This window comes from Micromonospora sp. DH13, assembly GCF_020873825.1.
GTDB classification, from domain to species: Bacteria; Actinomycetota; Actinomycetes; order Mycobacteriales; family Micromonosporaceae; genus Micromonospora; species Micromonospora haikouensis.
In genome coordinates this window covers 1-18,266 of the sequence record NZ_JAHWGR010000056.1, presented here as the reverse complement: position 1 = coordinate 18,266, position 18,266 = coordinate 1, and the positions used below count along the sequence as shown (strand labels likewise).

General features: G+C 75.7%; 16 protein-coding genes. 8 read left to right on the top strand and 8 right to left on the bottom strand.

What is annotated here, in order from left to right:
- Positions 1–54: 54 nt before the first annotated feature.
- On the top strand, positions 55–3,783 hold the full coding sequence (locus LPA42_RS31845) for a SpoIIE family protein phosphatase (protein ID WP_077936688.1): 3,729 nt from the start codon (positions 55–57) through the stop codon (positions 3,781–3,783).
- 96 nt (positions 3,784–3,879) lie between these two features.
- Here the strand turns inward: LPA42_RS31845 and LPA42_RS31840 are convergent, their stop codons facing one another.
- Complete coding sequence (locus tag LPA42_RS31840; protein ID WP_091277543.1) at positions 3,880–4,194, bottom strand: STAS domain-containing protein; 315 nt, start codon at positions 4,192–4,194, stop codon at positions 3,880–3,882.
- 127 nt (positions 4,195–4,321) lie between these two features.
- Between LPA42_RS31840 and map the strand changes: the two genes are divergently transcribed.
- Positions 4,322–5,179 carry a type I methionyl aminopeptidase gene (map, locus tag LPA42_RS31835; RefSeq protein WP_077936689.1) on the top strand — a complete coding sequence of 286 codons (858 nt, stop codon included), beginning with the start codon at positions 4,322–4,324 and terminating at the stop codon, positions 5,177–5,179.
- The gene (locus LPA42_RS31830; protein WP_077936690.1) at positions 5,176–5,889 is read left to right on the top strand and encodes a VIT1/CCC1 transporter family protein; all 714 of its coding nucleotides are present in this window, start codon (positions 5,176–5,178) and stop codon (positions 5,887–5,889) included. The genes map and LPA42_RS31830 overlap by 4 nt, the downstream gene beginning before the upstream one ends.
- A gap of 13 nt (positions 5,890–5,902) precedes the next feature.
- Here LPA42_RS31830 and LPA42_RS31825 read toward each other — a convergent pair whose 3' ends face one another.
- From LPA42_RS31825 to LPA42_RS31795, 7 genes are all read right to left on the bottom strand, one after another.
- A complete protein-coding gene (locus tag LPA42_RS31825) occupies positions 5,903–6,613 on the bottom strand; it encodes a hypothetical protein (protein ID WP_077936691.1) in 711 nt (236 codons plus the stop codon).
- A 64-nt stretch (positions 6,614–6,677) separates the two neighbouring features.
- On the bottom strand, positions 6,678–7,142 hold the full coding sequence (locus LPA42_RS31820; protein WP_077936692.1) for a nitroreductase/quinone reductase family protein: 465 nt from the start codon (positions 7,140–7,142) through the stop codon (positions 6,678–6,680).
- 27 nt (positions 7,143–7,169) lie between these two features.
- Positions 7,170–9,902 (bottom strand): FtsX-like permease family protein, encoded by a 2,733-nt coding sequence (locus LPA42_RS31815; protein ID WP_077936693.1) that lies wholly within the window; start codon positions 9,900–9,902, stop codon positions 7,170–7,172.
- Positions 9,899–10,771 carry an ABC transporter ATP-binding protein gene (locus tag LPA42_RS31810; RefSeq protein ID WP_228987083.1) on the bottom strand — a complete coding sequence of 291 codons (873 nt, stop codon included), beginning with the start codon at positions 10,769–10,771 and terminating at the stop codon, positions 9,899–9,901. The genes LPA42_RS31815 and LPA42_RS31810 overlap by 4 nt, the downstream gene beginning before the upstream one ends.
- The gene (locus tag LPA42_RS31805; RefSeq protein WP_043962407.1) at positions 10,768–11,361 is read right to left on the bottom strand and encodes a PadR family transcriptional regulator; all 594 of its coding nucleotides are present in this window, start codon (positions 11,359–11,361) and stop codon (positions 10,768–10,770) included. Before LPA42_RS31805 ends, LPA42_RS31810 begins: the two co-directional genes overlap by 4 nt.
- Before the next feature lie 91 nt (positions 11,362–11,452).
- On the bottom strand, positions 11,453–11,902 hold the full coding sequence (locus tag LPA42_RS31800) for a ferritin-like domain-containing protein (RefSeq protein WP_043962408.1): 450 nt from the start codon (positions 11,900–11,902) through the stop codon (positions 11,453–11,455).
- Positions 11,899–12,405, bottom strand: a complete 507-nt coding sequence (locus LPA42_RS31795) for a hypothetical protein (RefSeq protein ID WP_198956483.1) — start codon at positions 12,403–12,405, stop codon at positions 11,899–11,901. The genes LPA42_RS31800 and LPA42_RS31795 overlap by 4 nt, the downstream gene beginning before the upstream one ends.
- A 173-nt stretch (positions 12,406–12,578) precedes the next feature.
- Between LPA42_RS31795 and rimP the strand changes: the two genes are divergently transcribed.
- The 5 genes from rimP (at position 12,579) to LPA42_RS31770 (ending at position 18,185) form a co-directional block, all read left to right on the top strand.
- Positions 12,579–13,295 (top strand): ribosome maturation factor RimP, encoded by a 717-nt coding sequence (rimP, locus tag LPA42_RS31790; RefSeq protein WP_077936696.1) that lies wholly within the window; start codon positions 12,579–12,581, stop codon positions 13,293–13,295.
- Positions 13,292–14,335, top strand: coding sequence for a transcription termination factor NusA (nusA, locus tag LPA42_RS31785; protein ID WP_043962410.1), 1,044 nt, complete (start codon positions 13,292–13,294; stop codon positions 14,333–14,335). Before rimP ends, nusA begins: the two co-directional genes overlap by 4 nt.
- 16 nt (positions 14,336–14,351) lie before the next feature.
- Positions 14,352–14,684, top strand: coding sequence for a YlxR family protein (locus LPA42_RS31780; protein ID WP_077936697.1), 333 nt, complete (start codon positions 14,352–14,354; stop codon positions 14,682–14,684).
- 93 nt (positions 14,685–14,777) lie between these two features.
- Positions 14,778–17,801 carry a translation initiation factor IF-2 gene (gene infB / locus LPA42_RS31775; protein WP_228987082.1) on the top strand — a complete coding sequence of 1,008 codons (3,024 nt, stop codon included), beginning with the start codon at positions 14,778–14,780 and terminating at the stop codon, positions 17,799–17,801.
- A gap of 90 nt (positions 17,802–17,891) precedes the next feature.
- Positions 17,892–18,185 carry a DUF503 domain-containing protein gene (locus LPA42_RS31770; protein WP_043962412.1) on the top strand — a complete coding sequence of 98 codons (294 nt, stop codon included), beginning with the start codon at positions 17,892–17,894 and terminating at the stop codon, positions 18,183–18,185.
- Positions 18,186–18,266 lie beyond the last annotated feature (81 nt).

Sequence of the window (18,266 nt, the reverse complement as noted above, 5' to 3'; positions counted from 1 at the left end):
ACGGCGGCGGCGATCATGCGGTCGCCGGGGGTGACGGCCGGCGCGGGAGGATGCATGAGCTCGGCCCAGGGGGGCGAGGACGGCCAGCATCCGTCCGTCGGCACCGTCGAGGAGGCGTTCCCGCCGCTGCTCACGGCCGCGTGCGCCGCCGGCGGCGAGATGGGCGAACGCCTGCTCCGCTTCGACTGGGCGGCCAGCCCGCTCGGCGCCCCGTCCGGCTGGCCGCCGGCGCTGTGCCACGCGGTCGCCATGATGCTCTCCTCCCGGGCGCAGATCGTCATGTTCTGGGGCCCCGAGCACCGCGCCTTCTACAACGACGCCTACCTGCCGACCATCGGCGACAAGCATCCCCACGCCATCGGCCAGCCCGCCCACGAGCACTGGCGGGAGACCTGGGACGTGCTCGGGCCCCTGCTGGGCTCGGTGCACAAGACCGGCGAACCGTACCGGGGCGAGAACCACCCCTTCGTGCTGCACCGGCACGGCTTCCTGGAGGACGTCTACTTCGACATCTCGTACGACCCGATCCGTGCCGCCGACGGCGGCATCGACGGCGTCCTCTGCCTCGTCAACGAGACCACCGGGCGGGTGCTCGGCGAACGCCGGCTGCGCGCCCTGGCCGAGCTGGGCTCCGACCTGGCCGAGGCCGAGAACGTCGCGGCCCTGGGCCGGGCCGCCGCCGGGGTGCTCGACCGGCACCGGGCGGACGTGCCGTTCGCCCTGATCTACCTGCGCGACGACGCCGGGCAGCTCACCCTCGCCGGGCGCAGCGGCAGCGGGCTGCCCGCCCCCGCCGGGCACGGCGCCGACGGTGCCGCCGGGGTGGTCGCGCCGCTGCCGCTCGGCGAGGCGGCCACCGCGACGGTGAGCCGGGTCGCCGACGGCGGGTCCGCCACCACCATCGACGTGGCCGACCTGCTGCCCCACCTCGACGCCGGCGTGGCCGCGCAGGCGCTGGTGCTGCCGGTCACCGCGACCCACGAGCCGATGGGGGCGCTCGTCGTGGGCGTCTCCGCCCGGCTGCCGTTCACCGACGAGTACCGCACCTTCTTCGACCTGATCGCCGCCCAGCTCTCCCGCGCCGTCGGCCGGCAGCGGGCGTACGAGCAGGAGCGGGACCGGGCCGCCGAGCTGGCCGCGCTCGACCGCGCCAAGACGAACTTCTTCGCCAACGTCAGCCACGAGTTCCGCACCCCGCTGACCCTCGTGCTGGGCCCGCTGGAGGAGCTGCTCGCCGACCCGACGCTGCCCGATCCCCACCTCGACCGGCTCACCATGATGCACCGCAACGCGCTGCGCCTGCTCAAGCTGGTCAACACCGTGCTCGACTTCTCCCGCCTGGAGTCCGGCCGGCTGGCCGCCCACTACCAGCCCACCGACCTCGCCGACTACACCGCCCGGCTGGCCAGCACCTTCCGCTCGGCCACCGAACGCGCCGGCCTGCGCCTGGTCGTCGACTGCCCGCCGCTGCCCGCGCCGGTCCACGTCGACCGGGACATGTGGGAGAAGATCGTGCTCAACCTCGTCGCCAACGCGGTGAAGTTCACCTTCGACGGCGAGGTGCGGGTCCGCGTCCGGGCGGTGGACGGCGCGGCCCAGCTGGAGGTCGCCGACACAGGCGTCGGCATCGCGCCCGAGGAGCTGCCGCACGTCTTCGAGCGGTTCCACCGGGTGCCCGGCGTCCGCTCCCGCACCCACGAGGGCACCGGGATCGGGCTGGCGCTGGTCCGGGAGCTGGTGGAGATGCACGGCGGCCGGGCCGAGGCCAGCAGCGTCGCCGACCGGGGCAGCACGTTCACCGTGACCGTGCCGTTCGGTGCCGCCCACCTGCCCGCCGACCGGGTCGCGGCCGACGCGCCGGCCGCGTCGCCGGAGCTGGGGCAGGCCCGGCTCTTCGCGGCCGAGACCGCGCTGTGGACCGGCAGGCCGGGTCGGCCCGGAGCCGGGGAGGTGGCCGGGTCGACCGGCGGAGACCGGGCCGCGGCGGGCCGCATCCTGCTCGCCGACGACAACGCCGACCTGCGCGAACACGTCGTCCGGCTGCTGCGCCCGTCGTGGGAGGTGGTGGCCGTGCCGGACGGCGTCGAGGCGCTGCGCCGGGCCGTGGAGGCACCCTTCGACCTGGTGCTCACCGACGTGATGATGCCCCGGCTCGACGGCTTCGGCCTGGTGACCGCGCTGCGCGCCGACCCGCGTACCCGGCACGTGCCCATCGTGCTGCTGTCGGCCCGGGCCGGTTCGGCGGAGGCCGTCGCCGGCCTCGCCGTCGGCGCGGACGACTACCTGACCAAGCCGTTCTCCGGCGAGGAGCTGATCGCCCGGGTCCGGGCCAACGTCGAGCTGGGCCAGCTCCGGGGGCAGATCATCCGGCGGCTGCGGGCCCTGGCCGACGCCGCCGTCGCCGTGAACACCGCCCGCACCACCGCCGAGGTGCTCCAGGTGGCCGCCCGGCACGCGCTCGGCCTCGCCGAGGCCGCCCGGGTGGTGGTCACCTCCACCGGGGCCCGCTACGAGGCCGACGGCGGCGGGACTGCCGCCGTCGAACCGTCCGTCGTGCTGCCGCTGACCGGCAGCGCCGGGGAGACGCTGGGCGAGCTGCGGGTCTGGGGCCACGCCGAGGACGCCGCGGACCCCGGCCACGCCGCGCTGACCCAGCTCGCCCGGCTGGTCGGCGTGCGGCTGGAGAACGCCCAGCTCTACGAGGCCGAGCACCGCATCGCCACCACCCTCCAGCACAGCCTGCTGCCCCGGTCGCTGCCCCGGCTGCCCGGTGCGGTGGTGGCCAGCCGCTACCTGCCCGGCAGCGCCGACGTCGAGGTCGGCGGCGACTGGTACGACGTGATCCGGCTCGACGACGACGAGCTGGTCCTGGTCATCGGCGACGTCGTCGGCAAGGGCGTGCGGGCCGCCGCCTCGATGGGCCAGCTCCGCAACGCGCTGCGCGCGTACGTGCTGGAGGGCTACGACCCGGGCGAGTCGCTGACCCGGCTCAACCGGCTGGTCGGCTCGGCGGAGCAGCCGTCGTTCGCGACCGTGGTCTGCCTCTGGTTCTCGCCCCGCACCGGCCGGCTCCGCTACGCCAGCGCCGGGCACCCGTCCCCTTTGCTGATCCGAGGAGACGACGTGGCGTTCCTGCACGACCGCGCGCTCGGGCCGCCGGTCGGCGCGATCCCCGGCGCGTCGTACCGGACCGTGGACGACGCGCTGGCCCCCGGGGCCCGGCTGCTGCTCTACACCGACGGGCTGATCGAGGACCGGCAGCTCGGCCTCGACGCGGCCCTCGCGCAGCTGCGCGCCGACGCGGCCGGCGGCGAGCACGTCGCCGACCTGGTCGACACGGTCGTGGAGCGGGTCGCCGCGCGGCCGCTGCGCGACGACGTGGCGGTGCTCGCGCTGGAGGCGGCCGAACCGAACCGGTTCGCGCTGCGGCTGCCCGCCGACCCGACCCGGCTGAGCGTGCTGCGCCGCCGGCTGGAGGACTTCCTCACCGCCCACCGGGTCGGCGAGAACGACCTGTTCGACCTCACCGTCGCGGTCTCCGAGGCCGCCGCGAACGCCATCGAGCACCCGGTCTGCCCGGCCGAGCCGACCATCGGCGTGGAGGTGACCATCGCCGACGGCACGGTGGTGGCGACGGTCCGGGACAGCGGGCAGTGGCGGGAGTCGACCGGCGCGGGCTTCCGCGGGCGCGGACTGGCGCTGATCAGGGCGCTCGGCGACCTGACGGTCAGCCGTACCGCCGAGGGGACGCAGGTGACGCTGCGCCGGCGGCTGCGGGGCTGAGCGCGCCCGGGGCGGGCCTCGCGCCGGGCCGGCCGGGCCGGAGGCGGCTCGCCGACCGGGGCTCGGCTCGCGGGGGCGCGGCTCGCCGGCCGGGGCTCAGGCGGGGGCGACCCAGTCCTGACCGGCCAGGCCGGAGATCTCCAGCACCCGGCGGACCTGCCGCGACGGCAGCACGGTGAGCGCGCCCGGGAAGCGCTGGGCGAGCCGGACCACGGCATGGATCGCCGCCGAGTCGAAGAACGTGACCTCCCGCAGGTCGAGGGTCACCCGACCGGCCGGCTCGCGCAGCGCGGCCTGGAGCATCGTGTCGGCCGTGGCCATGTCCACCTCGCCGACGACCACCACGCGGACGTGGTCGCCGTCGGTCTCCGTGCGGGCGGAGAAGACGGGAGCGGCACCCCCTTGATCCACGCAGAACACGATGGCACAGCGGAAGTGGCTCGGCAACAACCGGTCGGCCGAGGCCACGGGCCGGGCCGCCGCCACCGCCGGGACCCGGCCGCGCCGCCCGCCGCCCGGCCGGCGATAGGCTTGCGCCATGACCGTCCGTGCGCCGCTGACCCCCGGCACGCTCACCCCGACGCGACCGGTGCCGCCCGACATCGTCCGACCGGAGTACGTGGGCAAGAAGCAGCCCCGGCAGTGGACCGGCTCGCACGTGCAGACCCCGGAGACCATCGAGCGGATGCGGGTCGCCGGCCGGCTCGCCGCCCAGGCCACGCAGCTCGCCGGCGAGCACTGCAAGCCGGGGGTGACCACCGACGAGATCGACCGGGTGGTGCACGAGTTCCTCTGCGACCACGGGGCCTACCCGTCGACGCTGGGCTACAAGGGCTTCCCGAAGTCCTGCTGCACCAGCCTCAACGAGGTGATCTGCCACGGCATCCCCGACTCCACCGTGCTGTGCGACGGCGACATCGTCAACGTCGACGTGACCGCGTACATCGGCGGGGTGCACGGCGACACCGACGCCACCTTCTGCGTCGGCGAGGTCGACGAGGAGGCCCGGCTGCTGGTCGAGCGGACCCACGAGGCGATGATGCGGGGGATCAAGGCGGTCGCCCCGGGCCGGCAGATCAACGTGATCGGCCGGGTCATCGAGTCGTACGCCAAGCGGTTCGGCTACGGCGTGGTCCGCGACTTCACCGGCCACGGCATCGGGGAGGCCTTCCACAGCGGCCTCTACGTGCCGCACTACGACAGCCCCCGACCGACCGACGTGATGGAACCGGGCATGACGTTCACCATCGAGCCGATGATCACCCTCGGCACCCACCAGTACGACATGTGGGACGACGGCTGGACGGTCGTCACGAAGGACCGGAAGTGGACCGCCCAGTTCGAGCACACGATCCTCGTCACCGAGGACGGCCACGAGATCCTGACCCTGCCGTGAGCGACACCCCGGCGGCGCTGCGCGAGGCGCACCACGCGGACGTGTCCGGCGGCTGGCTGCGGCCGGCCGTGTTCGGCGCGATGGACGGCCTGGTCACCAACATCGCCCTGATCGCGGGCGTCGGCGGCGGCGGGGTGTCGCCGCACAGCATCGTGCTCACCGGCGTCGCCGGCCTCGTCGCCGGCGCGATCTCGATGGGCCTCGGCGAGTACACGAGCGTCCGGTCGGCCAACGAGCAGGTCGCCGCCGAGGTCGCCAAGGAGCGCCGCGAGCTGGAACGGCACCCGGAGGCGGAGGCCCGCGAGCTGGCCGACGCGTGGGTGGCCCGGGGGCTGTCCCGCGACCTCGCCACGCAGGTCGCCGAGGCGGTGCGGGCCAACCCGGAGGAGGCGCTGCGGGTGCACGTCCGGGAGGAGCTGGGCGTCGACCCGGACGACCAGCCCAGCCCGTGGGCGGCGGCGATCTCGTCGTTCCTGTTCTTCTCGGTCGGCGCGCTGATCCCGCTGCTGACCTATCTGCTCGGCGCCACCAGCCTGTGGCTCGCGCTGGCCGTCGGCGGGGTCGGGCTGTTCGCGGCCGGGGCGATCGTGGCCCGGTTCACCAACCGCGCCTGGTGGAGCAGCGGCGTGCGGCAGCTCCTCCTCGGCGCGGCGGCGGCCGCCGCGACGTACCTGGTCGGCACCCTCATCGGCATCCAGGGCGGCCTGTAGGCAGGCGCGCCGGTCAGCCGGCGAGGAGGTCGTCGACGGTGCCGTCCACGGGGCGGCCCCGGGCGGCCAGCTCCTCGGCCTGCCGGGCCAGCACCGCGCCGACCTCGGTCATGTCCGCACCGGCCAGGCCGGTGCGGCGCACCGCGTCGCCCGGGTCCCGGAAGTAGGTGCGGCCGAGCAGCCCGTTGACCGTGGCCGCCGCGAGCCGGGCCTCGCCGAGCATCAGCAGCGCCTGGTCCGTCTCGTACCACTGCGCGAGCCGGGCGGCCCGGGCGTGCGCGGCGCAGCCCCTGTACCACGCCTGCCGGGCGGCGCCGGTGAACTCCGCCGGCCGGGCCCGGGCGAGCGTGGCCAGGTGCTCGTCGCGCAGGGCCGGCAACCAGCCGGTCGGGTCGTGCAGCGCCCGGGTGGTGACGTACCGGTCGGCGACCAGCGGCCACAGCGCCGTGATCGACCGGGCCCGCTCCAGGTGGTCGTCGGCGGCCGTGACGGTCAGGTCGACCAGCACGCCGTCCACCCGACGGGTCGCCGGTCGCGGCCCCGTGCCGGGCCGGTAGGTGGCGATCAGCAGCCCGACCTCGCCGTCCCCGCCGCCGTCGTCGTCGCCGTGGGCCAGCGGGCCGTGCACCGCCACGGCCAGGACGTCGGCCGGGAAGCGCCGCCGGGCCGCCGCGGCGACCCGCTCCGCCACCGACCACCGGGGGTCGTCCTGGTAAGGCTCCACGCGGCCCCACCCTAGTCAACCGGCGGCGGGACCGCCCGGTCCGCCGCGCCCGGTGCCGGCCCGGTCAGCGGGGCGCCAGGCGGAAGACCCGGATCTCCCGCCCGCCGGCCCGCTCGACGTACGTCTCGTACGCCGGCCACTCGGTGGTCAGCAGCCTCCAGAGCCGGTCACGTTCCGCGCCGGTGGCCACCTCGGCCCGCACCGCCAGTCGTCGCCCCCGCACGTCGACCTCGGCGGTCGGGTCGGCGAGCAGGTTCAGCGCCCAGGCGGGCTGGTGCTGCTGCCCCCAGTTGGAGCCGACCACCACGAAGGCGTCGCCGTCCGGCACGTACAGCAGGGGGTTGCTGCGCGGCAGGCCCGAGCGACGGCCGGTGGTGGTGATGACCAGCGAGGGGACCAGGCCCAGCGCGACCACCCGTCCTTTGGTGAGCCGGCCGACCGCCCGGTCGACGGGGACGAGCAGCCGGATCGTGGCGCCGAACCAGCGGTGATGGCCGAGGCGGCGGGTCAGGGTACCGATAGCGGACACGCGGCCAGTGTGCCGCCTGGGCGGCGGTCAGTCGAGGCGGCGCTCCACGGCCAGCCGGGACCGGGTGAACAGGGCCGCGCCGGCCATCGCCACCAGCGGCACCACCACCAGCACGCCCAGCGTGAGCCACGGGACCAGGATCGGGTACGGCTCCTGCACCGGCCAGGCCGCGGCGATCCGGCGGTTCAGGGCGACCAGGATGATCACCGCCGTGCCCAGCCCGACCACGATGCCCAGCGCCGAGCCGAGCACGGCGATCACCCCGGCCTGGCACAGCGAGAGCACCCGCCGCATCCGGGGGCTGGCGCCCACGGCACCGAGGGTGGACAGGTCCGCGCGCCCCTCGGCGGCGGCGAGGCCGGTGGCGACCGCCGCCGCGCCCACCGTGATCAGGCCGGAGCCGACGGCCAGCACCAGCAGCAGCGACCGCTCGTCGCTGCCCCACGTCCCCCGCTCGACGATCACGTCGAGCCGGCCGAGGCGGCGCAGCTCGACGTCGAGGCGGTCCTGCTGGGCGGTGGTCGGTGCGGCGGCGGTGGCCACCGCGTACCCGATCTGGCGGGTGTCGAGCCCGAGCCGGGCGGCGGCGGCGCGGGACACCGTGAGCTGGTCCACCCCGACGCCGCCGCGCAGCGCGTACCCGGGGACGGTGGCGGTCCCGATCACCGCGGGCTCCGGGGCGTCCCCCACCCGGGTCGCCGTGAGGGTGAGCCGGCCGGCGAGGAGATACCGCTCGTCGGTGACGACCGCGCCGCCGGCCGCCAGCACCCGCCGGGCGGCGGCCACCTCCTCGGGGCCGGCCCCGGTCAGCGCCGCCAGCGCGTCGCCGTCGTCGACGGAGACGGGCACGGAGTAGCCCGTCGGGTATCCGCCCTCCACCCACCCGCTGCAGCGCGGGTCGCTGCGGGCGCGGGCCCGCACGGCCGCGTCGCGCAACTGCTCCACCTGGTACGGGCAGGCCCGCCCGGCCGGCAGTTCCACCCGGACGTCGCACCACTCGCCGTCGCCGAACGGTGCGGGGCAGGCCGGGGCGTCGACCCGGGCCACCGTGCTGCCCGGCAGCGTCGCGGCGACCACCTCGGCGACCCGGGGCACCGGCGGCAGCGGCGTCCCGTCGCCGGGGCCGATGACCATGGCGTGCCCGTACGGCATGGCCGGCAGGTAGCTGGCGTCGGTGCGGGCGCTGTCGCTGGCCACGTAGACGCCGAGGGCGACGCTGCCGGCGACCGCGGCCATCACCGCCGAGATCGCCGGCGCGGCCGAGGAACGGTTGCGGCTGGCGTCGCGCAGCGCGATCCGGGGCGCGAGCGGCAACCACCGGCCGGCCCGGGCGAGCACCCCGACCAGCGTCGGGGTGACGAAGACCAGCCCGAGCTCGCCCAGGACCACCCCGGCGAAGAGCACGACCGTGACACCCCGGGTGGCCCCGAGGGCGGCCACCGCCACGCCGACGACGGCCAGCAGCGCCCCGATCAGCGGCCAGCGCCGCCGGTGCTCCGGCGCGCTGCGTCGCCCGGCCAGCCCGGCCACCACGTCCTGCCTTGCGGCGGTCCAGGCCGGCGCCAGGGCCGCGAGCACCCCGGCCAGCACCGCGACGACGGCGATCGCCGCCAGCGCGGCCGGGAAGACGCGGTACGCCCCGAAGCGCGCCCCGAAGACGTACTCCTCGATGAGCGGCCGGGCCGCGAACGCGCCGGCGACGCCCAGCGCCAGCCCGGCGGCGGCCCCCGCACAGCCCAGCACCACCCCGTCGGCCAGCACGATGCGGCGCAGGTGCGCGGCGTCGCCGCCGGCCACCGCGACCAGGGCGAGGTCGCGGCGGCGACGCCGCACGCCGACGGCGAACGCCGGCCCCACGAGCAGCACCACCTCGAGCAGGCCGAGGCCGGCCACCAGCAGCGCGGTGCCGGTGTCCTCGGCGGTGAGCGCGATGCTCGTGGTGCCGGGCTCCGCCGTGGGGTGCGGCGCCGGGGTGCGGGCGACCACCACGATCCCGCGCGCGTTGAGCCGCTCGGTCAGCCCGGGGCCGGCGTCGGCCGGCAGGTCTACGAGCCAGCTCGACTCGCCGCGCGGGTCGCCCGGTTGATTCGTGGGGGGCAGCGCAACCGTGGGCCGCAGGTTGTCGGGGAACTCCACCACCCCGACCACGGTCCGCTCGGCCGACCCGTCGGCCGGGGCGATCCGGTCGCCGAGCCCCGCGCGCAGCCGACGCAGCGCCGCGCGGTTGAGCCCGACCTCGTCGGCCCCGGTCGGGGGACGGCCGGCGAGCACCCGGCCCTGCCCCCGCAGCAGCGGGTCGGTCAGGTCCAGCAGCCGCCCGTCGACCGTCTCGCGCCGGCCCCCGGCGCGGGCCTCGAACGGCATCCACCAGCGGACCTCGGCGACGCGGCTCCCGGCCGGCAGCAGGGCGGTCAGCTCGTCGGCGGTGACCGGGCGGCTCCGCCCCGGCACGCCGTCGCGCTGGTAGGTGGTGTCGCCCCAGGCGTCCTGCGCCACCGGGCCCTCGGCGACCCAGCGCAGCTCCGCGTCGGCGGCCCCGAGCCGCCGATCGATCCGCTCGGCCCGGCTCAGTTCCGCCATGTCGTAGCTGACGGCGGAGAGGGCCAGCCCCAGCACCGGCAGGGTGATCATCGCGAGCACCAGCGCGGTCCGGCCGCGGGCCCGGCGCGCCTCCCGCCGGGCGATGCGCAGCGCGGCCCGCCACGAGCGCAGCGCCGCCAGCAACCGCCGTACGCGGGCGGGGTGGCGCGCGCTGTTCACCGACCGCTGCCGGCCAGCAGCTGCTCGACACTGCCCAGCGGGGCCGTCGAGTCCACCATGACCCCGTCGCGCAGGAACACCACCCGGTCGGCCCAGCCCGCGTGCCGGGCCTCGTGGGTGACCAGGACGGCGGCGGCCCCCGCGTCGACCCGGCGGCGCAGCAGGCGCAGCACCGCCTCGCCGGTCTGCGAGTCCAGCGCGCCGGTCGGCTCGTCGGCCAGCACGAGCCGCCGCTCGCCGACCAGGGCCCGGGCAATGGCCACCCGCTGCTGCTGCCCGCCGGAGAGCTGGTCGGGGAAGCGGTCGCCCAGCTCGGCGAGGCCCACCTCGGCGAGCGCCGTCCGGGCCGCCCGCCGCCCCTGGCGTACGCCGACGCCGTCGAGTTCGAGGGGGAGCGCGACGTTCTCGGCGGCGGTGAGGCTGCCCAGCAGGTTCAGGTTCTGGAAGATGTAGCCGATCCGCCGGCGGCGCAGCCGGGCCAGCGCGCGGGGGTCCAGCGCGCCGAGCGCCTGCCCCTCGACGCGGATCTCGCCCGCGGTCGGGCCGTCCAGGCCGCCGGCGAGGGCGAGCAGGGTGGACTTGCCGGAGCCGGAGGGGCCCATCACCGCGACCAGCTCGCCGGGGGCGACGGTGAGGCTCACCCCGCGCAGGGCGTGCACGGCGGCGTCGCCGCTGCCGTGGGTGCGGTGCACGTCGCGGACGTCGAGCACGGCCGTGGTCGCCGGCCCGTGCGGGTCGTCGCCGGGGCGGGCGGCCGCGTCGGGGCCGGCCCGGTCGACGGGCCTGCCCTGGTCCGCCGGGCCGCCGGGGCCGTGGTGCGGGTCGGGCGGGTCGGGGCGGGTCGTCGGCGCGCCGCCCGTCCCGCTCATCGCCGCGCCTCCTCGCCGTCCCGGTCCGCCTCCGCCGGCCGCCCCGGACCGGCCCGCCCGCCGGGCCCGGGGGCGGGCCGGTGCCGGACGAGGCTCGTCTCGCAGTGGTCCAGCCAGCGGATCTCCGCCTCGGCCTGGAACACCATCGCGTCCAGCACCAGCCGCCAGGGCAGGTCCTCGGGGCGGTCGCTGGCGTACTTCAACCGGGTGAACTCCTGCAACGCCCGCATGGTCGCGGTGCGCTGGGTCTGCACCACCGCCCGCACGTCGACCCCCGGGGTGGTCAGGGCCAGGGCGAGCTTGATCGCCAGCTCGTCGCGGGGGCGGTCGGTGCGGCTGATCGGGGTCGCGAACCACAGCGCCAGGTCCGCCCGCCCGGCGTCGGTGATCTCGTACGGTCGCTGTCCCGCCTCGCTCTCCGGCAGCGGCCGGACCAGCCCGTCCCGCTCCAGCCGGGAGAGGGTGGTGTAGACCTGCCCGATGTTCAGCGGCCAGGTCGAGCCCGTCGACTCCTCGAACGCGGCCCGGAGCTGGTAGCCGTACATCTGGCCGCGTTCGAGGAGCGCGAGCAGGCCGTGACGGATGGACATGGCTCCGAAGTATGCATACCTGGTATGCCGCCCGCAATCGCGGGTCCCGCCGGGGCGACCAGCGCAAACGCTGCGGTCCCGGTCAGCGCGGTCAGGTGGGGCGGCCGGGGAAGGCCACGGTGACGGGAGTCACCCCGGCGGTGCGTCGCCACCGGGTGGCCCGGACCGCGCAGTCGGTCAGCGCCGCGAGGGCCCGGTTGCGGTCCTCGCCCGTGGTGTGCGGCAGCGCCGCGCGCCAGAAGGCGGCGGTGCGTTCCTCCACCTCCACCGCCAGCCGCAGCGCGCTCGCGGTGTCGGTGACGGGGAACGGCAGCGTGTATCCGGCCTTGTCGGCGGGGACGGTGCCGCCGGCCGCGCTGAGCTGGAGCACCAGCGCGTCCCGCCGGGACCGGTGCGCCGCCTCGGCGCGGCGGGCGGCCGTGCGGGCGGCGTCGGCGAGGCGCACCCCGATCACCCCGTACGCCCAGACCGCGGCGTACTCGGCGGTGAGCGCGCCGCCCAGGGCCTCGGCCGGGCCGGACGGTGCCTGGCGGTGTCTCACTTCAGCGCCTCCACGTGGGTCGCCCGCGCGGCGGCGATCGAGCCCACCAGGGCGGCCCGGTCGGCCGGGGCCTCGGCACAGAGCTTCGCGGCCGCCTCGCGCCCACCCTGCTCGGCCTCGCGCAACGCGGCCAGCACCGCCGCCCGGTCGCCGCCGGTGGTGGCCTCCGGCGACGGCCCCGGCGAGGCGGCCGGGCGGCCCGTCAGCTTCGCCAGTTCGGCGGCGTGCGCCTCGTGGGCGTCGGCGATCGGGGTGAGCAGCGGGGCCAGGCCCGGGTCGGCGGCCAGGGCGGCGCGGTGTCGGGCGGCCAGCTCGCGGGCCTGCGTGGCGAGGGGTTCGAGCGGGTCGGGGGCCTGGTCCTGCCGGTCGCCCCGGTCGAGAAGGTCACAGCCGGTCAGCGGCGCGACGGCCCCGCCGAGCGCCAGGAGCGCGCCCGCGCGCAGGAGGTTTCGCCGGGAATGCCCGAGTGCTCGGTCGTGCGGTGTCGTTCTGCGCCTTGCCACCGGACAAGTCAACACCATCGGAGCGGACACGTGGGTCAGGGGCGTCGGTGCGCCGCCCGGCCCGCCGCGCCGCAGGCGCGTTACGCTCTGCGCAGCCACCGGCGCGTCTGCCCCGGTGGCGTGCCGGCATGGCGTCCCGACCGGGCGTCGTCGTTCACGAAGGGGTGCGCCAGATGACGCAACGGGGCCGTACCACCAGGTCGACGGGGCCGACGGGGAGACCCCGACGCGCCGACGGCCCTCGTGGTGGTGACCGCGTCGGCGGCCCCCGGGTGGACCTCGCCGCGCGGCGGTCGCGGTTGCGCGCGGTGATCGAGCCGGTGGTCAACGGGGCCGGGTACGACCTGGAGGACGTCTCCGTCTCCCGGGCCGGCCGCCGGCACGTGGTGCGGGTCATCGTCGACGCCGACGGCGGGATCAGCCTGGACGCCGTCGCCGACGTCTCCCGGGCCGTCTCCGCCGCGCTCGACGCGGCCGAGGAGTCCGGCGGCGACATCCTGGCGGGCGAATACCAGCTGGAGGTCAGCTCCCCCGGGGTGGACCGCCCGCTCACCCTGCCCCGGCACTGGCGGCGCAACGTCGGCCGGCTGGTGAAGGTGACGGTCCGGGCCCCGCTGCCCGGGCAGCGCGCCGAGCAGCCCGCCGGCGACCGGCAGGTCACCGGCCGGGTGGTCGAGGCCGACGACGAGCGCGTGGTGCTGGAGACCGACTCCGGCCGCGCGGAGTTCGCCCACGCCGAGCTCGGCCCCGGCCGGGTGCAGGTGGAGTTCCACCGCCTCGACGAGGTGGCCGACGACGAGCTCGACGAGGTCGCCGACGACGAGTCCGGCGACAGCTCAGACATTGACGACATCGACGACGAAGATGATGTGGAGGACGAGGAGAGGTGAACATCGACCTCGCGGCGCTGCGCGCACTCGAGCGCGAGCGGGAGATCCCGTTCGACACGATCCTCGCGGCGATCGAGACCGCGCTGCTGACCGCCTACCGGCACACCGACGGGGCCGAGCCGCACGCCCGGGTCGAGATCGACCGCAAGACCGGCGCGGCCCTGGTCTACGCCCAGGAGCTGGACGACGACGGCACGGTGGTGCGGGAGTGGGACGACACCCCGCACGACTTCGGCCGGATCGCGGCCATGACCGCCAAGCAGGTGATCCTCCAGCGGCTGCGGGAGGCCACCGACGAGGTGCACTTCGGCGAGTACGTCGGCCGCGACGGCGACCTGGTCACCGGCGTGGTGCAGGCGCACGAGGCGCGCAGCGAGAAGGGCATCGTCAGCGTCGACCTGGGCAAGCTGGAGGGCGTGCTGCCGCAGTCGGAGCAGGTCCCCGGCGAGCGGTACGCCCACGGCGAGCGGATCCGCTGCGTCGTGGTGCACGTCGCCAAGGGCATGCGCGGCCCCCAGATCACCCTGTCCCGGTCCCACCCGGCGCTGGTGAAGAAGCTGTTCGCCCTGGAGGTGCCGGAGATCGCCGACGGCACCGTGGAGATCGGGGCCATCGCCCGGGAGGCCGGCCACCGCACGAAGATCGCGGTGCGTTCCACCACGCCGGGCGTCAACGCCAAGGGTGCCTGCATCGGCCCGATGGGGCAGCGGGTCCGCGCCGTGATGAGCGAGCTGCACGGCGAGAAGATCGACATCATCGACTGGTCGGACGATCCGGCGACCTTCGTCGGCAACGCGCTCTCGCCGGCCAAGGCGCTGCGGGTCGAGGTGGTCGACCTGGCCACCCGGACGGCCCGGGTGACCGTGCCGGACTTCCAGCTCTCCCTCGCGATCGGCCGGGAGGGGCAGAATGCCCGGCTTGCCGCCCGATTGACCGGTTGGCGGATCGACATCCGCTCGGACGCGGAGCAGGCGACGACGGCCGCGCGGGGCGGGGCTGATCACGTCCGGGAGCCGGGCGGCGCGATCTCGGGCAGCTAGGGGTAGACTTCTTCCAGTGGTACGACGCGCGCTGCCGGAGCGCACCTGTGTGGGCTGCCGGCGACGTGCGCCGGCCAGCGAATTGCTGCGGATCGTCGCGGTCGGCGACGAGGCTGGTCACAGCCTCCGGCCCGATCCGGCTCGCAGGCTGCCGGGTCGGGGAGCGAACATGCACCCGGATCCGGCCTGCTTCGCGCTGGCAGTGCGCCGCCGTGCCTTCGGGCGCGCGTTGCGCGTCACCGGGGTCGTCGACCACGGTGTGCTGGCCGAGCACGTCGATGCGCCAACCACTACGTCCGGTCATCCCGACCGGGCGAGGGTCGCTAGCAAGGTAGGACGACCGACATGAGCACACGATGAAGTCCCTGAAATGACCAGGCTTCAAGTGCAGGAGTGAGGTCGCTGCGGGTGCTGCCCGCACGACCTCGGAGTGAGGAGTGCAGTGGCAGGTAAGGCCCGCGTACACGAGCTTGCCAAGGAGCTCGGGGTCGAAAGTAAGACAGTTCTCGCCAAGCTGAAGGAAATGGGCGAGTTCGTGAAGTCCGCGTCCAGCACCGTCGAGGCGCCCGTCGCCCGTCGGCTGCGCAACGCCTTCGTCGCCTCCGCCGGCTCGCCGGCACCGTCCGCCCCTTCGGCGGCCAACCAGAGCCCGACGTCGACCCCGACTCCGACGCCGTCCCCGACCCCGGGTGCCCCCCGGGTCACGGCGAAGCCGATGCCGCCCCGGCGGCCCGGCCCGCCGACCCCCGGACCGAAGCCCAAGGGCCCGGTCCCCGGCCCGCCGCAGCCGGCGACCCCGGTCGCCAAGCCGGCGAGTGCCCACGACATCGAGGTGGCCGCCGCCGAGGCGCGCGCCGCCGCGCTGAAGGCCGAGCAGGAGGCCGCGGTCAAGGCCGCCCAGGCCGCCCGCCAGCAGCAGCGTGAGAACGTCCGCCGGGAGCCTCCGGCGGAGGGCGGTCCCCGTCCCGGCCCGCGTCCCGGTCCGGGCGCGATGCCGCCCCGCCCGGGTTCCCCGGCCGCCGGTCGCCCCGGTGGCCCGGGTCAGGGCCAGGGCCCCGGCGCCCGGCCGGGCGGTCGTCCGCCGGCGCGCGGCGCCGGTAACAACCCGTTCGGCATCCAGGGCGGTCAGCAGCAGCAGCGGCCCCCGGCCGCCGGTGCCGGTGGCCCCCGGCCCAGCCCGGCGGGGATGCCGCCGCGGCCGAGCCCGGCCTCCATGCCGCCCCGGCCCAGCCCGGCGTCCATGCCGAGCCAGCGTCCCGGCCGGCCCGGTGGCCCCGGTGGCCCCGGCGCGGGTCGTCCCGGCGGTGGCGGCGGAGCCGGTCGTCCCGGTGGCGGCGGTGGCTTCCGCGGCGGTCCCGGTGGCGGCGGCGGTGGCGGTGGCTTCCGCGGCGGTCCCGGTGGCGGCGGCGGTGGCGGTGGCTACCGTGGCGGTCCCGGTGGCGGCGGCGGTGCCCCCGGCGCCGGTGGCGGTTTCCGGCCGGGTGGCCCGGCCGGCGGCGGTGGCCGTCCGGGTGGTGGCGGTCGCGGCCGTGGCGGCGGCGCCGCGGGTGCCTTCGGGCGTCCGGGCGGCAAGCCGACGCGGGGTCGCAAGTCCAAGAAGCAGCGCAGACAGGAGTTCGACAACCTGTCGGCCCCGACCATGAGCTCGGGTGCCCCCCGGGGTCAGGGTCAGGTCGTCCGGCTCTCCCGTGGCGCGTCGCTGTCGGACTTCGCCGACAAGATCAACGCCAACCCGGGTTCGCTGGTCCAGGAGATGTTCAACCTGGGCGAGATGGTCACCGCGACCCAGTCCTGCTCCGACGAGACCCTGCTGCTGCTGGGTGAGCACCTCGGCTTCGACGTGCAGATCGTCAGCCCGGAGGACGAGGACCGCGAGCTGCTCGCGCAGTTCAACATCGACCTCGACGCCGAGGTCGCGGAGGACCGCCTGGTCAGCCGTGCGCCGGTCGTGACCGTCATGGGTCACGTCGACCACGGTAAGACCAAGCTGCTCGACGCGATCCGCAAGGCGAACGTGGTCGCGGGCGAGGCCGGTGGCATCACCCAGCACATCGGCGCCTACCAGGTCCACGTCCCGCACGAGGGCGAGGACCGGGCGGTCACCTTCATCGACACCCCGGGTCACGAGGCGTTCACCGCCATGCGTGCCCGTGGTGCCCAGGTCACGGACATCGTGGTCCTGGTGGTGGCGGCCGACGACGGCGTGATGCCGCAGACCATCGAGGCGCTCAACCACGCCAAGGCGGCGGACGTGCCGATCGTGGTGGCGGTCAACAAGGTCGACAAGCCGGAGGCCAACCCCGACAAGGTCCGCCAGCAGCTGACCGAGTACGGGCTGGTCGCCGAGGAGTACGGCGGCGACACCATGTTCGTCAACGTGGCCGCGAAGCCGGGCATCGGCATCGACGAGCTGCTCGAGGCCGTCCTGCTCACCGCCGACGCGTCGCTGGAGCTGACCGCTCCGATCGACGGGCCGGCGCAGGGTGTGGCCATCGAGGCCCACCTGGACAAGGGCCGGGGCGCGGTCGCGACGGTGCTGGTGCAGAAGGGCACCCTGCGGGCGGGCGACTCGATCGTCGCCGGTGGGGCGCACGGCCGGGTCCGGGCGATGCTCGACGAGAACGGCAACCAGGTCGCCGAGGCGGGCCCCGCCCGTCCGGTGCTGGTGCTCGGTCTCACCGCGGTCCCCGGGGCGGGCGACACCTTCCTCGCGGCGGCCGACGACCGCACGGTGCGGCAGATCGCCGAGCAGCGGCAGGCACGGCGGCGGGCGGCGTCCTTCGCCAACTCCCGCGGCCGGGCCACCCTCGAGACGCTCATGGAGCAGCTCAAGGAGGGCGAGAAGACCTCGCTCAACCTGGTGCTCAAGGGCGACGTCTCCGGTTCCGTGGAGGCGCTCGAGGACGCGCTGTTCAACCTCGACATCCCCGAGGAGGTCCAGCTCCGGATCATCCACCGGGGAGTGGGCGCGATCACCGAGAGTGACGTCATGCTCGCGAGCGCCTCGTCCGAGGCGGTCACGATCATCGGCTTCAACGTGCGGGCCGCCAACAAGGTCCGCGAGATCGCCGACCGCGAGGGCGTGGAGATCCGGTACTACACCGTCATCTACCAGGCCATCGAGGAGATCGACGCCGCGCTCAAGGGGCTGCTCAAGCCGGAGTACGAGGAGGTCGAGCTGGGCAGCGCGGAGATCCGCGACGTGTTCCGCTCGTCCAAGGTCGGCAACATCTCCGGCTGTATCGTCCGGTCGGGCATCATCCGCCGCAACGCCAAGGCGCGGCTGCTGCGGGACGGGTCGGTCGTGGCGGACAACCTCACGATCAGCTCCCTCAAGCGGTTCAAGGACGACGCGACGGAGGTCCGCGAGGGCTTCGAGTGTGGTCTGACGCTGGGCGGTTACAACAACGTCCAGGTCGGCGACGTCATCGAGACCTTCGAGATGCGGGAGAAGCCGCGCGCCTGACGCGTCCGACGCACTGATCGAGGGGTTTACGCCCGCAACGGCGTAAACCCCTTGATCATGCGGGGGTCACCGCGGGTATCGTCCGGGGCGATGTTCACCGGAACCGTGGTCTTCGACCTGCTGCTGCCGGGCGACTCCCGGTCGCTCAAAACCAAGAGATCCTACGTACGGCCGATCGTGGCGGCGCTGCGCCGCTTCGAGGTGTCGGCCGCCGAGGTGGGGGCGCTCGACCTGCACGGTCGGGCGGAGATAGCCGTGGCCGTGGTGGCCGCGGAGGGCGCACACGTGCGCGAGGTGCTCGACTCCTGCGAGCGCCTCGTGGCGGGCCGCCCGGAGGTCGAGCTGCTGTCGGTCCGCCGACGCCTGTACGGCGACGACGACTGACCGTGCGGCGGTGCCGCCCGGGACCGGCGGCCGGCCCGATCGCGAAGGTAATGTTCGAACTGTTGGCCGGTCGGATCCGGC